Origin of the sequence: Bacillus sp. K2I17 (assembly GCF_002209985.1) — a bacterium.
GTDB classification, from domain to species: domain Bacteria; phylum Bacillota; class Bacilli; order Bacillales; family Bacillaceae_G; genus Bacillus_A; species Bacillus_A wiedmannii.
This window is the reverse complement of sequence record NZ_NJGF01000025.1, coordinates 46,696-63,089: the sequence shown is the minus strand read 5'-3', so window position 1 is coordinate 63,089 and position 16,394 is coordinate 46,696. Positions and strand designations below refer to the sequence as shown.

The following is a 16,394-nucleotide window of genomic DNA, read 5'->3' as shown; positions in this document are numbered from 1 at the left end:
GGTTTTGGCTCTGGTTTTGGTTCTGGTTTTGGTTCTGGCTTAGGCTCTGGTTTTGGCTCTGGTTTTTCAGATTTAACCACTTTAATCTTCAATTTATAGTTACCTTTGAATGGATCAACAATTTCAATTTCTTGTCCATTAAATACTTCACCAGTAAAAGGTCCAACTAAAGTTACTTTGCCATCTGGAGCAACATAACCTTTAACATAGTAATTTAAATCCCCCTTCGGACGAGCAGGGTTTTGAAGTGAATTATTTGAAGAAATTACAATCTCATCATAACCTGGGCTATCTGGCGTATACCATGCCAATGCCTTTGTTGGGCTATAAATCATTGTTGTAGATAATGCAATACCAATTGTCATGATACCAGCAGCGGTTTTTTTAGCAGCAGTCTTTTTAAACATGTGTGTGTAATCTATTACTAAATACTCTAATTGTTGAGTTATCCTAATTTAGTAATAGTTTCCTCCCTATATATAGCACTAGGATAGCGCTCGATATTTTTTAATTATTATTTAACCATATTAAAATATAACATTTTATGTAGTAGTTGACTATTCGAAATTCAAATTTTTAGTCGGGATCAATTAACTCTTCTCTTGCTAATCCAAGTGCATATGCTAAAGTCATTAATGCTCGATTTCTTGTCCTATGAAATTGAGATTCTGAAATATGAAATTGACTACAAAGCTGCACTACACTTTTATCTTTCTTAATATAGTAATGAATAACCAATTGCCTTTGGGTTAACTCCAAACGACTGATTTTACGTAATAGAGAAGTAGTAAACTCACATGCTTCAACATTTTTAAGAGCTGTACTTTCTGTAGAAGAATGAAACGTGTTGTTTACTGTAGTTGATTCATTCAAAGTGTATGATGCTGTGATCTTTGGTTGTTGTTTCTCTTCCAATGACCAAACATACAAATGATACTTTTTGAATTCTTTAAGAACAAGTTTAATAATTTTCTTTTCCTGTTTTTTAGTCGGTTCAACCAGCAATGCCAACCAAATCACCCCCTACAATTTCACTTAAAGTAAAATTCTTATGCTTAACATGTTTTGAAATTTATATATGAAAATTATTAATTCAATATTGGCAATTTTAGAAATAAGAAAAACCTATAGTACTTTTTTATCTTTTAGTGCAATTTTGTTTATAATATAAGAAGAATTACTTATACAAAATATAAATGCTTTTATATTTTCGGATCATTATCCTCTGTTACAGCAGTGAAATACTTAGGAATAAACAATTTTTCAATCGGAACCCCATAAAATTCTGAAATTCGTTCAGCTCTAGAGAGTGTTGTACTTTTACTTCCAATCTCAATCTCTCTTAATACGCCTAATGATAAATTTAATTCCTTTGATGCTTCTGCTAGAGATAGATTTTTGGATTTGCGAATATTTCGCATGGTAATTCGAGTAGAAATGTTATCCATGTTCTCACCCCCTGAGAACATTGTATAACTCTAAAAGATTAAAGTCAACTCTTAAAGATTAAAAATTACACTTTAAGTGAAAATAGAAAGGTGTTTGATTATATGAACCAAGAAGTTTTAGGGAAAAACATAAGAAAATTAAGAGCAATTAAGGGCGTTAATCAAACTGAATTTGCTAAAGCAATGTCGGTTTCCGTTAGTGCTGTCTCCAGCTGGGAAAAGGGAGAGAAGAAGCCAAGATTAAATAAAATCTCTCAAATTGCTTCTTACTTCAATGTAACAGAGGCTTATTTACTTACACATAATATCCGTGACGAGGATCTACGGAATGTAACCGAGGAAGAACCTATTGAACGTTTAGCTCGTCTACTATATGACAGATTTATGAGCGTCCCAGATAAATATAAACCCGAGGTAGAACGTGAGTTAATTCGTTATGCTGATCTCTTAAAATTAGAAGCTAATTTAAAAAATGAAAATAATACCGATGATTAAGGGTTGGATATGAAAGGTAATTACGAGTCACTTAAGTTATCTAGATTTTCATATTTTTCTATGACGTTTAGTAATTCTATAACTGTTTCCAATGTATCGGAGTTTGTATATTCCTTGCATTCTTTTACTATATCTACAAAAAAAGTTTGTTCCATGAGAGTTCCTACTTTCTAAATACTTTTTAAATGTATATTAAGATTTTTCAATATCGTTTTAAAAAAAAGATTTTAATCATATTAACCACATATAACAACATAAATATAACATATTCTACCACGGGATAGAACGTTTGTTCTGTTTTTAAGCCCAAACAGGTTTCAAACAATTACCATTTGCGCACCAAAGGTTTAGTTTGAGAACGTTCTATCCAAATATATTCCATCCTTATTATTACTTCAAGTATAATGTTCGAAGATTCGAAAGGGTGGTGTATATGGCGACAGTAGGAGAGCGTTTAATGTATTTTCGCAAAAAACGGGGATTAACACAATATGAAATCGCAGGTTACCTTAATGTCGCTCGTCCAACATACACAAATTGGGAAGCAAACAGGACTGAACCCGATCTCTCAACTTTAATAAAAATTTCAGAGTATCTTGGTATATCACTTGATACATTAGTTGGGAGAAAATGTGATACAGATGTACAACTTGAAGAAATAAAAGACAAAATTAGTAATTTACCATTAGAAAAACAAAAGATCGTTCTTGACTCATTGCTTGATTATACGGACTTAGTAAAAAAACATTTCATAGAATAACATGAATTCTTTTCCAGTGACAACCTTTATATTCCAGTTGCATTTTATTTTACATGGTAAGATTTTCTTATTCCACATTTAATATTTCCCATATATGTGAAGAAAAGTAAGTTTGTGATTATACATAAAATTTTTTTTGCAATAAAAGGCTTGAGGAATTTTCTCCTCAAGCCTTTTATTTTTTAATTATAATCTGTTTTTAGTGTAAAAAATCCCTAAATTAGTAGAACTAATGTTCTTTTTATAATATAATTATTTATGCGAATTTATTATTATTCTCCGAAAGTATACAACATACACTTTAAGTATATTGAAATTGTTGGAGAAACGTTATAGAATAAAAAGTAATTACCGAAAAATAGATAAAAAAAGATAAAGAAACACATTTGTTTCATAAAAAAATACAAAAAAATAAAACTCCACCCACAGTTTTTAATTGATTCAAAGTTTGCCGACCTAGATCAATTAAAAACTTCCGTTAGCAGAGTTTTAATCACAAAATTAATTATGACTAAATTATATCATAAGTTATAAAGGTTTGTGAATACAAAACTCTCTAATTCTCTTTTATTTAGGTGGAAAATTTAGGGAGGTTTTTTCATGTTCACAAACGATGATTTTAACATCAATGAACTGACAAATATAAAATTAGATACAACAAGCAACATACCATCAAAATTCCTCATGCGTGGAGTAAAAATGTTTGATGAAACACGCAATTATCTACTTAAAAATAACGAGCTGGGTGAATATGCGCTTCCTTCCTCAGCTCTAGCAACCTATATTTACTTACATTTTTATGTAAATGATGTAGGTTTACTACCTCGTGATTTTAAATTATCTATTATTTCCAATGCTTCTGGTATTGCATATACGACTGTACACACAGGATTTCAAGCATTATTAAAATCTGGAATGGTTCAAGAAGTTCTAATTGATGGGAGAATCCCTGTTTATGAGATTTGCAACTATGCTAGATTAAACCGTACATATAAAGAAACAACTAAACAAGACATTGGAAAGCTCTCTTATTTCCGAATTCCTAGCCATTTACTAGATTCTAAGATTTTAAAACAATTAGTTTCTCACCGTGACTCAAAAGGTATTCTGTTACTTTTAGACTTATGTAATACATTTACTAGAAAAATAGGTCTAGAGAATAAAGATCAAATTGAAAAATTCATTACACAACGTACAATGAGTTACCTAAAAGAAAAACTAGGACGTAATGCTAAGAAAGTACGTGAATACTTAAAGGTTATTAGACCTATTTTCCCTTTTACAGCTTCAAATACAGAAGTGCGTAAACCTAATATGGGGAGGCTTACTCGTATCAAGGAGTATGTTGAACAAATTTTCATCACAAAATTTAACGTTCATATTTCTGCTGAATGTGTAGTTGAATCACAAAACAAGGTTCTACGACAACAAGAAGCACGTATGAGAAAAGAAGCAAAGGATCGCTTGAAGTCATTAAAGTTAGCATTGTCTATGAAAGAGGACAAGGATCTTATTGTTGCATTTAAAAATGAAATCTCAACAATTGCTCAATTTCTAAAACATACAAAAGATATTAAAACATTTATGACATATTCAATGACATATGCGTTAGATGAGCTAGAGAATTTTGTGAAATCTGGTAACAAAGTAAGCGTTCTTGGAGCGTTTATGCGAGCTAAATTCCGTGAATCTATTCTTTCTTGGAAGAATAAATATGTTCCAGATGATTTTTATAGCGATATGAGGCATGATCTAGTACGGGCTCTAATAACTAATAATATTCCAGTACCAGAAGCTTTAAAGGCATAAAATAAAAAATTAAAAATCTACTTCATTTCAGCCTTGTTCTTTATTTTTTTAAAATAAAGCATAACAGGGCTATTAGTCATGGAAAACTATAAAGGCAACAAAAAAGAACACAAGAAAAAGGAAGTTTTAAACATCAACTCTCTTATTCTTGTGTTCTTTTTCTATTTTCTCTATTACGATTCAAGACTTGTGTATATGTGATAATACGATACATAATCTGTTGAAATGTTAATTATTGAATAGCTTCCTTGTTAATTGTTAATTATTGAATAGTCTTCTTGTTAAATTGTTTATTCTACATTTAAATATTTTTAATAACTCTCTTATCCTTAGAGCCTCAAGGCTTTTACGCTATCTCCCTTTCCTCTTTATATTTATTTGAATTAGTTATATTTTATTGTTCCGATTTTTATTTCTAGAAATGAAAATTTTACATTTATTTGTAATATGTACATAAAAATAAACTAGAAAAAAATAATCTATTATTCAATTAATATTTCGAAATCTTTTTTCATTAATGATTAATAAATTTAGCGATTCTTGACTACTTTTAGGGGAAATTAGGGAGGACAAAGGGTTCGGCCTACTATGTATATAAAAGATATATAACTAATTTAGTTTGTAGAAAAACGGAGGTGTAACGCTTGGAATATGGTTATTTTGCTCAAGAAGTAGCAAAGCAATTAGAAATAAACGCAAATACACTTCGTAGATGGTCCATTGAATTAGAGAAAATGGATTACACATTTGAACGCAATGATCGTAACCAGCGGATATATTATCAGAGAGATATAGAGATACTAAGACAAATGAAAATATATCTAAAACAAAATTGGAAACTAGATGAAGCTGCTGCTACTGTTAGTAATGAAGACATTTCAGTTGCTAATACATTTAAAGAGAATAATTCAAATAGCCCTCAGGATGCACAGAATAAGCCATATGAAGAGATAAACGCAACGAAAACGGATAGCGTTCAAGAAGCTGCTAACGCTGATATAACGCTTTTAGAAGCTGAACGTTCACAAGAAGAGAGTTTTATGATGAAAGAGCGGTTTGTACACATGTTTGAGCAACAGGATAAAATAGTTCAGCAAAACCAAACCATTATAGATTTATTAATACAGGAGCGATCCATAACAGAGGAAAAGGACCAAGAAATTAAATTACTACAAAATAAGTTAGATAAAGCTATAACACTATTACAAGAAGATAAGAAAGAGATTCCAGTTCCAAAGAAATCCATGATTCAGAGATTGTTTAATTTGTAAGACATTATATGCTGCATGTAATGGATTGATTACATGATTTAGTAGAAGTATAGCAATCTCTTAAATCTATACTTCTACTATTTTTATATAAGAGGGAGTTTGTTCCTATATATGATGTATTTCACTTAAAGTAGAAAAAGTTTATTTTTTTACACTTTTACACTTGTGTAAAAGTGTAAAAGTGTTATAATAAGTATATAAGGAATTTAACAAAATACTAACTTACATATACATAAGGTGGAGGGTTCAGTTATGACAAGTCCAGTTTTGGTAGTAATAAATTATGATTTACATATAGGTGGTTCAGGTAGCGAGGTTTCAGTATTTAAAGATATTAAGAATGCTATCGATTATGGAAAAGAGCGAGCAAACGAATATCTAAAAGATTATGATCTTACAAGGGATTCATTTGCACATGAGTGGGATGAATTTGAAGAAGAAGAATGTGAAAAAAGGTATACATTCACTTCGTATAAAGCTCATAAAGAAGATACATTCAATATTATGGTATACCGGCAACCTTTTGAAGATGTAGCTTAAAAATTAAAATATAAGATGATTCTATTATAGGATCGTCTTGTATTTAAAGGGGGGGTCCAGAATGCATAAGTATTATAAAAGATACATTCGTTCATTTGTACTTATTTGTGGTGGAATGTTTGGAATCTATATTTTCTATTTTAATAAGATCTCTGAATACGTAGGGGATTTTTCACAACCAATGGATTCCATTTTAAAAGCTATTATAGTCGCAACCTCTATTTGTTTAGTTGGTTTCGGTATAAAAACATTTAGTATAGAGGAATAAATAGGTGATATTATCAGTAAAGTGTAAAAAAATAAAAGTGTAAAAGTGTAAAGAAAGGCGTTCAAATATGATTAAAGAAGTAAGTCTTAGTTTGAGTAAATTTGAAATAGTATATGAAATACATAAAAGTTTAGAGGTATCAAGCGGATCATGTTTGGTTTATGCATCATCAAGAGAAATTGCTAAGATAAAAGTGGAGAAAGAAATTAAACGTAGGTTTAAAGGGGCAAAAAAAATAGTTATTTTCTAATATTAAATAGTATAAAAGTGTAAAAGTATAAAAGTGTAAAATTATTCGTAGGAGTGAGAACCAAGTGGTTGAAACAGAAAGACTACATCTTATAGAGTGGATTGTTCTAATTGATGAAATCCATTTGAATGCCCTCATGCAATTATCAGATGAAGAACTTGAAAAAAGATATATGCTATCAATGCAGAAGGTTAGTGGCGAAATTAAAGATGATTATTAAATGTTTTTACACTTTTTTACTTGTGTAAAAGTGTAAAATTAAGTAGAATAACACAAAAGGAGAAATGAAAAATGACAGTAATTACAATTTCTAATTTCAAAGGTGGAGTTGGTAAAACAACTTTTGCAACTATTTTTGCATACTTATTACAAGAGCAAGGAAAAAAGGTTGGATTAATTGACTTTGATCCACAAGCCAATGCTACTGAAATTATGTTTAATACATTCAAGATGGGTTCAAAGGTAAAAACTAGTCTTTTTGAGGCAATTCAACAAGAAGATTTGCTTAAGTGTGTTGTCAAAGCAAATGCAGAGTTAGATATTTTCCCAAGTGATTTGGATTTAGTAGGTTTTCCAGCACATTTATATGACTTAACTAATGATAAAACAAAGAGATTTTATCTATTAAAATATCTAATAGATCAAATCAAAGAAAATTACGATTATATTATTATTGATGTTCCACCAACAATCAGTGAATTTACTAATAATGCAATTGTAGCTAGTGATTATGTGGCTCTTATTATGCAAACTCATCAACAGTCCTTTGCATCATCGGTAAAATTTATCGAGTATTTAAAAGATCTTCTTGACTATAATGAGAATATTAAGTTAGCTGGAGTTATTCCTTATTTGGTAACTAAAAAAGGAAAAGTGGATAATGAAGTACTTGAAGACTCTAAGAAGATATTTAATGATCACTTATTTAATTCACAAATAATGAAACGTGAACGTATAAAATTGTTTAGTAAAAATGGTATTACTAATGAAGATATGCACGATAAAGCGGTATTAGAAATGTATCAAAATGTAGTTAATGAGTTACTAGAAAGGATTGGGAAAGAATGAGCTTTCAAGATATTGACACAAAAGAGTTTAAATCAGGAAAATCAAACCCTTTAACAAAAGATGAGCAAAAGCCAAAGACTGTATATGCTACACAGACAACTAAGGTTTTAGAAGAAGATCATGCCCGTCTTAAAAAATATGCTTATGAAGATGACAAAAAGATGTTTGAGGTTGCTCATGATGGACTAAAAATGTATGAAATGTTCCATCATGAGGGGAAAAGGTTAGGTCTTTCAACGAACGAGGCTTTTGCTAAGGCAATTGAATTGTTAAAAAATAGTAAATAACCGTTTCAAGGTATAAGATACAGGTTTGATCTTATACCTTATTTAATAATAAATGATGGGAGATTTACTTAATATGATGACATTCGCAATATCCATGTGTATTTTCTCTTTATTAGTTATTTTAATAAATGCTATATCATGGTGGAAAAATAAAGAATTAGATTATGTTGGAGCGAAAAGGATTATTGGAGCAATTATTTGTTTTATTAGTTCATGTATATTGCTTATTTTGATGAAATTATTTGAACCTGCCTATGATATTTTTACAATAGAGGTATTTGGATTATCTTTTAATGAATTGTTATTAAGCTTTTTAGGAGCTGCGCTATTATTATCATTTATTAGAGCTATTAGGTAATAAAAAATAACACAATAATGTTGTGTTATTTTTTATTGTTTAAAATAGTTTTATATTGCTTTTTATTCTTTCCTGGTAAATTATATTTCTTCCTCGCTTCAATACCTATCTTTGCGATTTTTTTAGCTTCTTCTTTTGATAATCGCATAAAGAACCTCTCCCCTTCCGTATTTATATCCATGTTTAACAGATTAGTAAAAATTTATACATACCCCTCTTCCCTACCACATATACATAAAATAAATCTAGGACACTAGGACACTGGTTAAAACTTAAAGTATGAAAGTGGAGGTCAAAATGAAAACAGAAGAAAAAAAAAGGAAGACACGTTCAGATAAAAAAAAGGACATTAAGCCAACGGTTTCTATTAATCTTAAAGAAACAATTTCACGTATTTCCTATATAACTACTACTCCAGTAAAAGATGTGTCGGAGCATATTTGTTCAATTGGTTTATATTCTAAACAAGTAATGGATCTTTTATCAGAATACTTTAGAAGGGATTTAGTATTTGGAAATACATGCTATGTTGGGAATTTAGAAAGAACATCTTTACAACGTCAAAAGATAGCCGGTCTGACAGATCGTATTACAATTCGTTTTACACAGGAAATAGCTGAAAAGATAAATAGTTTGGCTTATGCATTAGATGTAACACCTTCTAAGGCTACAGCAATATTGTTGGAAGTGAGTTTGAAAAACTCAACTATTACAAACAAGTATTTAAAAATGTATTTACAAGAACAATTAGATCCTGGAAGGCTAAGGGAGTTAAAAAAGATTATAAAGTTTATTAATCAAAATAATCCATATGAAGAAGAGTTTTCTTGGACAGAATTTATGTCTTATATTTTTGAAGAGGTAAAAAGTAATACAAAGAATATCCCTGGAGCTATAAATGAATGGATAGATAAATATAAATAGTTTTTTACACTTTTACACTTGTGTAAAAGTGTAAAAGTGTTATAATGAATATATCATAATCTTAATAATTAGTTGGGAGAGTTATTATGGCAACGCAATATCATTTAGATGAAAAAATATATACAGATCACGCAGAATGGAAAAAGGCTATTGCTAATGATTGGTTTAAAAAATACAACCAATATATGATTAAAGAATTTTTCTATCTTGGACGGAAATTTGAATTTGAAGGTCATGTACATGAGGTATTAAACAATGATGCTGAAGAGGATAAAATGAAGGGCTGGTTAAAATTAAAAGTTTCTGGGAATAAATCTTATGAAGTTTATATTCACCCTAGAAAAATATTACGAGATAAACCCGAATTAAGAAATGAGCTTGATCTTAGCTTAGAAGGAAAGACGGTCATTTCTAACATAAGTGAAAATCATGAACAAATGAAATTGTTTTTGTGAGTTTGATAGATATATAGATTTTTTACACTTTTACACTATCTTCAGAGTGTAAAAGTGTAAAAGTGTAAAAGTATAAAAACGGGAGTGAAAATCATGCAACTTAATCTTTTTAGAGAAATAGTAGTGGACAATTTTGCTGGAGGCGGTGGTGCTAGTACAGGAATAGAAATGGCAACCGGTTTAAGTGTTGATATAGCAATTAATCATGATCCAGCTGCTATTGCTATGCACAAAGTAAATCATCCCGATACAGAACATTATTGTGAATCCGTATGGGAGGTAGATCCAAGAAAAGCAGTTAAAGGACGCAAGGTAGCCTTGTGTTGGTTTAGCCCAGACTGTAAGCACTTTAGTAAGGCAAAAGGCGGAAAACCAGTTGAAAAAAATATAAGAGGTCTTGCATGGGTAGCTGTTCGCTGGGCTGCAACAGTAAGACCACGTGTAATTATTCTAGAGAATGTAGAAGAGTTCAAAACATGGGGACCATTATTAAAAGATGGAAAGCCAGACCCCAGCAAGAAAGGAAAAACATTTCAATCCTTTGTTAATGCATTAAATAAATTAGGATACCAGGTAGATTATAAAGAACTACGAGCATGTGATTATGGAGCACCTACAATTCGCAAACGTTTATTTTTAATAGCACGTTGTGATGGAAAAGAAATAACTTGGCCTAGTCCTACACATGGAAAACCACAGAGCGATTTGGTTAAAAAAGGGTTATTAAAACCTTGGAAAACAGCAGCAGGGATTATTGACTGGTCCATTCCATGCCCTTCTATTTTTGATCGGAAAAAACCTCTTTCAGAAAATACACTTAGAAGAATTGCAAGAGGTGTTAAAAAATTTGTAATTGATACTCCACAACCATTTATTGCAAGAATTGGACAAACTAAATTTGGTGGAGATCGTCTACAGTATTCCCTAAATAAACCTCTAACAACCATAACGACAAAAGCGGAGCATTTACTTATAGCACCAACTTTAATTCAGATGGGATATGGAGATAGCGAAGGAAGAAGAGTATTGGATTTAAACAAACCATTAGGAACTATTACAGCTGGTGGAAATAAGTTTGCTATTGCAACTGCTTTTGTAGCACAACACTTTGGAAATTCGACAGGACATGCTATTAATCAGCCATTATCAACTGTAACTGCTGTTAATAAGGCTAGCTTAGTTACAGCATTTCTTACTAAATACTATGGAACGGATACAGGACAAGATTTAGAATCTCCATTACATACAGTAACAACTAAGGATCGTTTTGGCTTAGTAACTGTTCATGGAAAGGATTATCAGATAGTTGATATTGGAATGAGAATGTTAGAACCAAGTGAACTGTTTCTAGCTCAAGGTTTTCCAGAAGATTACATAATTAATCAAGATAATGAAGGAAATAAGTATTCAAAGGCAAAACAAGTAGCTAGGTGTGGGAATGCTGTACCGCCCCCTTTTGCTGAACATTTAGTAAGAGCGAACTTACCAGAGATTTGTATAGAAAATGAAAAAAATATATTTAAACAGGCTGCTAATATATAAAAATGTACAAAAGCACATAAAGTTTAATAGGTATAGATTTTTAATGAGATACAATTATAGATTGTATAACTTAACCCATAAAGTTGCATGCGAATAACCCATAACTTTGCATAAAATTATCGGTTTTTAAGTCTAATGTTGCAAAAACATCTTTCAAAATAACCCATATAATTGCAGAAAATTTATTTTGGAAGCATATCATTGCATAACAAAAAAGAAGCATAAACCTGCATTTTGTACAAAGTTATGCTTCCTTTTATAAGGTGCGACATTTTAAAACTTAAATTTCTATTTAGATAAATTCCGCTTAGCTTACAGTTGAACCTCCTGAACTAGCTAGATTTATTCTCTCATGTTCATCTGCATAATTTTTATAATCATAGACACACAAAATTTTTCTATAATTCGTAGATTTCTTGTTATCATAATTCCTTAAATACTCTTCAACTGTGTCTAGTGGAATTCTCTCGTTTATTACTCCTAATATTATAGCTAAGTTCTTTTTCGATTGTGATATATCTTCATCTTGTAAAATTCCATTAATACTTGTATGCTGTTGTGCAAAATCCGTTACATTATCAATTATATTAGTTATTTTCTTATTTTGATTGCCTTTCAATACACTAGAACTTTCAAGCTCTGATTGAATTTTACTAAATGCGTATATAGGAAAATATTGAGTCTTTGGAATCCTATGCTTGTCAATTAACTTTAATAATTGATGGTTAGATTCATCTATAATCTTAAAATAATTTTCCATTAGCTCTGAAGTTGTTTGAAAATCATAAGTGATTGTTCTTAATGATCCAATGGCTAAGACCTTTTCGCCATTTTTTAATGAATCTACATCCTCTGTAATACTAACTTGTATATTACCTCCTGCATAAATTTCTTTAGCTATATTTTGTACTTTTCTAATATCCATTGCAGATACGGGCAAGTTTAAATCTGCTAAGTGTTTATAAATTTCTAAAAAATTATCAGTTTTAATTTTATTAATACGGATTGTAGAAAATCCTCTCATATCAATATCATGATCAGTAACTTCTGTACTCTGCGATCCTTCATCATATTCTACGAGTAAAAAGTTTTTCCTGATTTTTTCTGCTTGTTGAGTATTAGGATTTATATATGTAAAAATAGTTTTAAGAATTCCTTTAATGTTATTATCACCTATATTATAACCTAAAAATATTATTGGGTTATGAATAAACAGGGATAATAATTGTGCCCTAATAAGCTCATATTTATCATCAAAATCCTTATAGTCATCATCTGTAATAATAATTTTATTAGGGTCTTTAACACATCCGTGTATTTTGTAAACAGAACCATAAGGATTACTTAATAAAATATTGTTACCAATTAATTGTTCAAATTCAAAAATATCCTCTATAAAACTATCATAATTTGTAGTAATCACTGAGCCAATATTTTTCCTTACTTTCTTCAGTTCAGAAATCTCATGTATTTGGCTATCCTTAATTATATAATCAGATAATATTTGTGAAATATATAATTTAAAACGACTAATATTAATACCATTTTCCATATTATTATAGAAAAGATCGTTAATTTCCTTAAACTCACCATTACGATCACTCTTTAATACTTCGTTAAATTCTAATTCAAGATCTTTCGCAATTTTAGTGTAGTCATACTCTCCATCTTTTTCATATTTTGACTTCAGATCATAATAAAATTCATTTGATCCTTTAATCTTATTTGAAATGTATAAAAGTAGACCATCCCATGTAAAAGAATTTTCTAAATACCTAAGGCTTAGTCCAGTACCCACAAACAGTACTGGATGATTAGTAAAATTTCTAATGAAATCGCTAATATGCATCTAATTCCCTCTTTTCGTTTTATTGATTCAAAATATAATTCCAAGCTCAGTATGTACCTTGATTTTTAAAAATTAATATGTTTTTAAATGATTAATCAAATTATACCATTTAATATAAAACTAAATGTTCTAGCGTACGAATTCTTTCAAGATATAACATCTTAATATCTAATCAATGATGACGATATCATTTCATTCTAAATTAAAATTCCTGTAAAAACTTTACGGAAGCATATCCTTGTACAACAAAGAAGGAAGCATAAACCTGCATTTTATGCAAAGTTATGCTCCCTGTTATAGATTGCACTTAAAGTAAAAAAAATCCTCAAAAGTTTATTATTTTACACTTTTACACTTGTGTAAAAGTGTAAAAGTGTTATAATAGAATTATAAGTTGATAAGGAGAGATTCATTATGATAAATATTGTTCCAGAAAAAGATATTGATATGTTAAAAGCATTAGCACATCCAGTTAGATTAGATATAGTAAATGAACTTATAAAAAAAGGTGGTTGTAATGTTTCACAACTAGTTGAGGAAATTAATATCCCACAGTCAACAGTATCACAGCATTTAACAAAACTAAGAACAACAGGAATTGTTAGGTTCAATAAATTAGGACAGGAATCTTATTATAGAGTGGAAAATGCAAAAGCTAAAGCCATTGTTGAAGTTTTGTTAAAACATTAATAGAGAGGGGATTTACAAGTGAAAAAAACTGAATATGAAAAGCCTCACTGTCAATGTGGGGCTGATCTTAGATTTATAGGTGATTTATCAGTTATTGCATCAATTGATAGTAACGGTCGCCCAAGTCAAGTTGGCCTGTCTATAGGAAAGGATCATAGGGTTTTCCGTTTATGGTGTCCTCTATGTAACTTCGAATATAGGGGATCAGTAGATGAAACAGGTAGAATTATTAGGGGAAAGAAATTCATGTCAGAAATTAATTATAAGGTGATTTAGATATGAATAAAGTGAAAATAAAAGCGAAAGATAAAAAATTAATTAAATTCTTGATTTGTATTCTAATGTTAATTGCAATTGGTTTAGCGGTAATGTCGATTGCTAATTGGGGAGAAAATTGTCTTAACGAAAGTAATAAAGAGTCTGCTATAACGATAGAACAGAGTAGAGAAAATGTGAAGATAGCGGAAAAAATGGTTGAAAAAGAACTGAATACTAGTAGTAAGTATTTTCAAATGATAAATAGAACAGGTAACTATTTCTTGTTTGGGACATACCTAAATTCAAATACAGGGTCGTATTGGATAGATAAAGATTTACAAGCTGAAGTACAACTGAATGGTGAGTGTTATATGGTATCTTTTGAAACCAAAAGAGTAGATTCAAAAAATGAAGAAATAGAAATGTATGAACCAGTAAAAATTATTAAGCTTATTAAACAGTAACCTTAATATATAAGCCTATAGCGTTGACAAAAGCGAAAGTGTAAAAGTAGAAAAATAGTTTAGGAGGAAAAGAGATGGTCTATATATTAGAAAGATCTTATTCATGTATAAAAGTACTATTAGTAAGTATCATATTAATAAAGTTTTCATTTGTTTTTCCTCAATTTAGTTTTAATATTTTTAAATTTATATTTTGCATAATTTGTTTATACTTTTTTCTAAATGCAATTTGGAAACTTATAAAATGGGTTATTGCCCCTATCATTATTTTTTTCGGAATTATAGCGATAATGAACGGTAAAACAGATATTTTTCTGAATGGTATTCTAGAATTTTTGAAAAGCGTGTTTATGTTTTAAGTGGAGGAAGAAATAATGTTTGCCTCAGTATTATGGATCTTAAGTATTTCTTGTATGTGCTTCTTTATTTTATATATATTTTTTAGCTTATTATATGTAGTGCTGGAACTTCCAGATCCCTTAGAAAAGGTAATAAGAATTGTATTTCCAGCAATTTTCACATGTATGATAATGTTGAGCATAGTAGAAAGAACTTTATAGAAGGAAATACCCGAACCAAGAATCCCCTATGGCTTGGTTTCTTTTTTTTATGTTATAATACGGTACACGATTTTGACTAAAAAGGAGTATATAAAATGACTTTTGACCATCTAACAGAGGAATACCATTTATATATGCGAAAAAATGGACGTAAAGATTCTTCAATTACTCGTTACCTTTATGATATTAATTCATTTTTTAATTGGCTTCAAACTCACCAGAATGTCTCAAAATCACTTTTAAAAGAATTAGATAGTAATGATATTGAACAGTATTTATCCTCTCTTAAATCGTTAAAAAGATACAAAAATTCAACACTGAAACAAAAATATATACATATTAAAAGCTGCTTAGATTATTTCAATGCAAAAATAGAAGTAAACAAAGATCCTTCATCTAATTTAAAAGAAAATAACTTTGCAACTGATGAAGAAATACATAAGCTCTTATCCATTATAAAAAGCTACGATGGGCTTTCAGAAAACCAAGCAACAGGAAGACCTTATATTATAAATAGAAATACGCTATTAGTACATTTCATGCTTTATTACGGACTTTCTGTTAATGATTTGGTAACTTTGACAATGAAAAATGTAAATTTAGGTACAGGTGTGATTACACCTGGTAAAGATTCATTGCTTGCTAGACAAATACAACTTTCAAAGGACGATCAAAAGCTGTTATTCGCCTATTACAAAGAGATTCCAGATATATTAAGACCTCAACAGCATTCTGATCATTCCCTGTTTATTGCCTTTGATTTCGCACGTAAAGCATTTCGATGGGATTATGGTCTAGATGCACCAAAACCTTTTACAAAGGTTGCTATACAGCGGATGCTTCAAAAAGAGAATAAAAGAGCTAATATACATGTTACTCCAACCACTTTAAGAAACCGTTTTATATTAAACGCTCTTCGTGATGGAATAGATCCGCTTCAAATCAAATTAATGTTAGGTTTAAAAAGTCCCAAATCTCTATACCCTTACATCAAATTTTTCCATGAATTGGTAAGTAAAAATAAAATTTAAAACACGAACAATATTTCTTGGCCAAAATTCCTGAATACACCAAATTACGAACTTTATCTAGCCCTAG

The 16,394-nt window shown here is 29.9% G+C and carries 23 protein-coding genes; 18 read left to right on the top strand and 5 right to left on the bottom strand.

Going from position 1 to position 16,394, the window contains the following annotated elements; genetic code table 11:
- The 3 genes from CER22_RS33185 to CER22_RS22990 form a co-directional block, all read right to left on the bottom strand.
- The coding region (locus tag CER22_RS33185; RefSeq protein WP_179211926.1) for a hypothetical protein at positions 1-407 on the bottom strand (407 nt) is incomplete at its 3' end.
- A gap of 169 nt (positions 408-576) precedes the next feature.
- Entirely contained in the window at positions 577-1,020 is a 444-nt protein-coding gene (locus CER22_RS22995; protein WP_236725826.1) for an ArpU family phage packaging/lysis transcriptional regulator, read from the bottom strand.
- Positions 1,021-1,202: 182 nt separating this feature from the next.
- Positions 1,203-1,448, bottom strand: a complete 246-nt coding sequence (locus CER22_RS22990; protein ID WP_000368830.1) for a helix-turn-helix domain-containing protein — start codon at positions 1,446-1,448, stop codon at positions 1,203-1,205.
- Positions 1,449-1,550: 102 nt separating this feature from the next.
- Between CER22_RS22990 and CER22_RS22985 the strand changes: the two genes are divergently transcribed.
- The 11 genes from CER22_RS22985 to CER22_RS22940 all read left to right on the top strand — a co-directional run bounded on the left by CER22_RS22985 (position 1,551) and on the right by CER22_RS22940 (position 8,554).
- Positions 1,551-1,943 (top strand): helix-turn-helix domain-containing protein, encoded by a 393-nt coding sequence (locus tag CER22_RS22985; RefSeq protein ID WP_085313596.1) that lies wholly within the window; start codon positions 1,551-1,553, stop codon positions 1,941-1,943.
- A 433-nt stretch (positions 1,944-2,376) separates the two neighbouring features.
- Positions 2,377-2,703, top strand: coding sequence for a helix-turn-helix domain-containing protein (locus CER22_RS22980; RefSeq protein ID WP_000246689.1), 327 nt, complete (start codon positions 2,377-2,379; stop codon positions 2,701-2,703).
- Positions 2,704-3,303: 600 nt separating this feature from the next.
- On the top strand, positions 3,304-4,512 hold the full coding sequence (locus CER22_RS22975) for a hypothetical protein (protein ID WP_088609673.1): 1,209 nt from the start codon (positions 3,304-3,306) through the stop codon (positions 4,510-4,512).
- A gap of 644 nt (positions 4,513-5,156) precedes the next feature.
- A complete protein-coding gene (locus tag CER22_RS22970; protein ID WP_088609672.1) occupies positions 5,157-5,783 on the top strand; it encodes a MerR family transcriptional regulator in 627 nt (208 codons plus the stop codon).
- 252 nt (positions 5,784-6,035) lie between these two features.
- Positions 6,036-6,323 (top strand): hypothetical protein, encoded by a 288-nt coding sequence (locus tag CER22_RS22965; RefSeq protein ID WP_085313599.1) that lies wholly within the window; start codon positions 6,036-6,038, stop codon positions 6,321-6,323.
- Positions 6,324-6,384: 61 nt separating this feature from the next.
- Complete coding sequence (locus CER22_RS22960; protein ID WP_085313600.1) at positions 6,385-6,591, top strand: hypothetical protein; 207 nt, start codon at positions 6,385-6,387, stop codon at positions 6,589-6,591.
- Positions 6,592-6,658: 67 nt separating this feature from the next.
- Entirely contained in the window at positions 6,659-6,841 is a 183-nt protein-coding gene (locus CER22_RS22955) for a hypothetical protein (protein ID WP_085313601.1), read from the top strand.
- A gap of 64 nt (positions 6,842-6,905) precedes the next feature.
- Positions 6,906-7,061, top strand: coding sequence for a BH0509 family protein (locus tag CER22_RS32645; protein WP_142293540.1), 156 nt, complete (start codon positions 6,906-6,908; stop codon positions 7,059-7,061).
- A gap of 71 nt (positions 7,062-7,132) precedes the next feature.
- Entirely contained in the window at positions 7,133-7,909 is a 777-nt protein-coding gene (locus CER22_RS22950; protein WP_085313602.1) for a ParA family protein, read from the top strand.
- Positions 7,906-8,196 (top strand): hypothetical protein, encoded by a 291-nt coding sequence (locus tag CER22_RS22945; RefSeq protein WP_085313603.1) that lies wholly within the window; start codon positions 7,906-7,908, stop codon positions 8,194-8,196. Before CER22_RS22950 ends, CER22_RS22945 begins: the two co-directional genes overlap by 4 nt.
- 73 nt (positions 8,197-8,269) lie before the next feature.
- Entirely contained in the window at positions 8,270-8,554 is a 285-nt protein-coding gene (locus CER22_RS22940) for a hypothetical protein (protein ID WP_088609671.1), read from the top strand.
- A 25-nt stretch (positions 8,555-8,579) separates the two neighbouring features.
- Here CER22_RS22940 and CER22_RS33720 read toward each other — a convergent pair whose 3' ends face one another.
- Positions 8,580-8,702 carry a hypothetical protein gene (locus tag CER22_RS33720; RefSeq protein WP_256943726.1) on the bottom strand — a complete coding sequence of 41 codons (123 nt, stop codon included), beginning with the start codon at positions 8,700-8,702 and terminating at the stop codon, positions 8,580-8,582.
- A 149-nt stretch (positions 8,703-8,851) separates the two neighbouring features.
- Between CER22_RS33720 and CER22_RS22935 the strand changes: the two genes are divergently transcribed.
- From CER22_RS22935 to CER22_RS22925, 3 genes are all read left to right on the top strand, one after another.
- Complete coding sequence (locus CER22_RS22935; protein ID WP_088609670.1) at positions 8,852-9,478, top strand: hypothetical protein; 627 nt, start codon at positions 8,852-8,854, stop codon at positions 9,476-9,478.
- A gap of 86 nt (positions 9,479-9,564) precedes the next feature.
- Entirely contained in the window at positions 9,565-9,933 is a 369-nt protein-coding gene (locus CER22_RS22930) for a hypothetical protein (RefSeq protein WP_000235453.1), read from the top strand.
- A 93-nt stretch (positions 9,934-10,026) separates the two neighbouring features.
- Positions 10,027-11,475, top strand: coding sequence for a DNA cytosine methyltransferase (locus CER22_RS22925; RefSeq protein ID WP_088609669.1), 1,449 nt, complete (start codon positions 10,027-10,029; stop codon positions 11,473-11,475).
- Between the two features lie 307 nt (positions 11,476-11,782).
- Here CER22_RS22925 and CER22_RS22920 read toward each other — a convergent pair whose 3' ends face one another.
- Positions 11,783-13,324, bottom strand: a complete 1,542-nt coding sequence (locus tag CER22_RS22920; protein ID WP_088609668.1) for an SIR2 family protein — start codon at positions 13,322-13,324, stop codon at positions 11,783-11,785.
- Positions 13,325-13,738: 414 nt separating this feature from the next.
- Here CER22_RS22920 and CER22_RS22915 point away from each other — a divergent pair, with 414 nt between their 5' ends.
- The 4 genes from CER22_RS22915 to CER22_RS22890 all read left to right on the top strand — a co-directional run bounded on the left by CER22_RS22915 (position 13,739) and on the right by CER22_RS22890 (position 16,327).
- Complete coding sequence (locus tag CER22_RS22915) at positions 13,739-14,014, top strand: ArsR/SmtB family transcription factor (protein WP_088609667.1); 276 nt, start codon at positions 13,739-13,741, stop codon at positions 14,012-14,014.
- 18 nt (positions 14,015-14,032) lie between these two features.
- Positions 14,033-14,290, top strand: a complete 258-nt coding sequence (locus CER22_RS22910; protein WP_088609666.1) for a hypothetical protein — start codon at positions 14,033-14,035, stop codon at positions 14,288-14,290.
- Between the two features lie 2 nt (positions 14,291-14,292).
- Positions 14,293-14,736 (top strand): hypothetical protein, encoded by a 444-nt coding sequence (locus CER22_RS22905; protein ID WP_088609665.1) that lies wholly within the window; start codon positions 14,293-14,295, stop codon positions 14,734-14,736.
- A gap of 655 nt (positions 14,737-15,391) precedes the next feature.
- Positions 15,392-16,327 carry a tyrosine-type recombinase/integrase gene (locus CER22_RS22890; protein WP_088609662.1) on the top strand — a complete coding sequence of 312 codons (936 nt, stop codon included), beginning with the start codon at positions 15,392-15,394 and terminating at the stop codon, positions 16,325-16,327.
- Positions 16,328-16,394 lie beyond the last annotated feature (67 nt).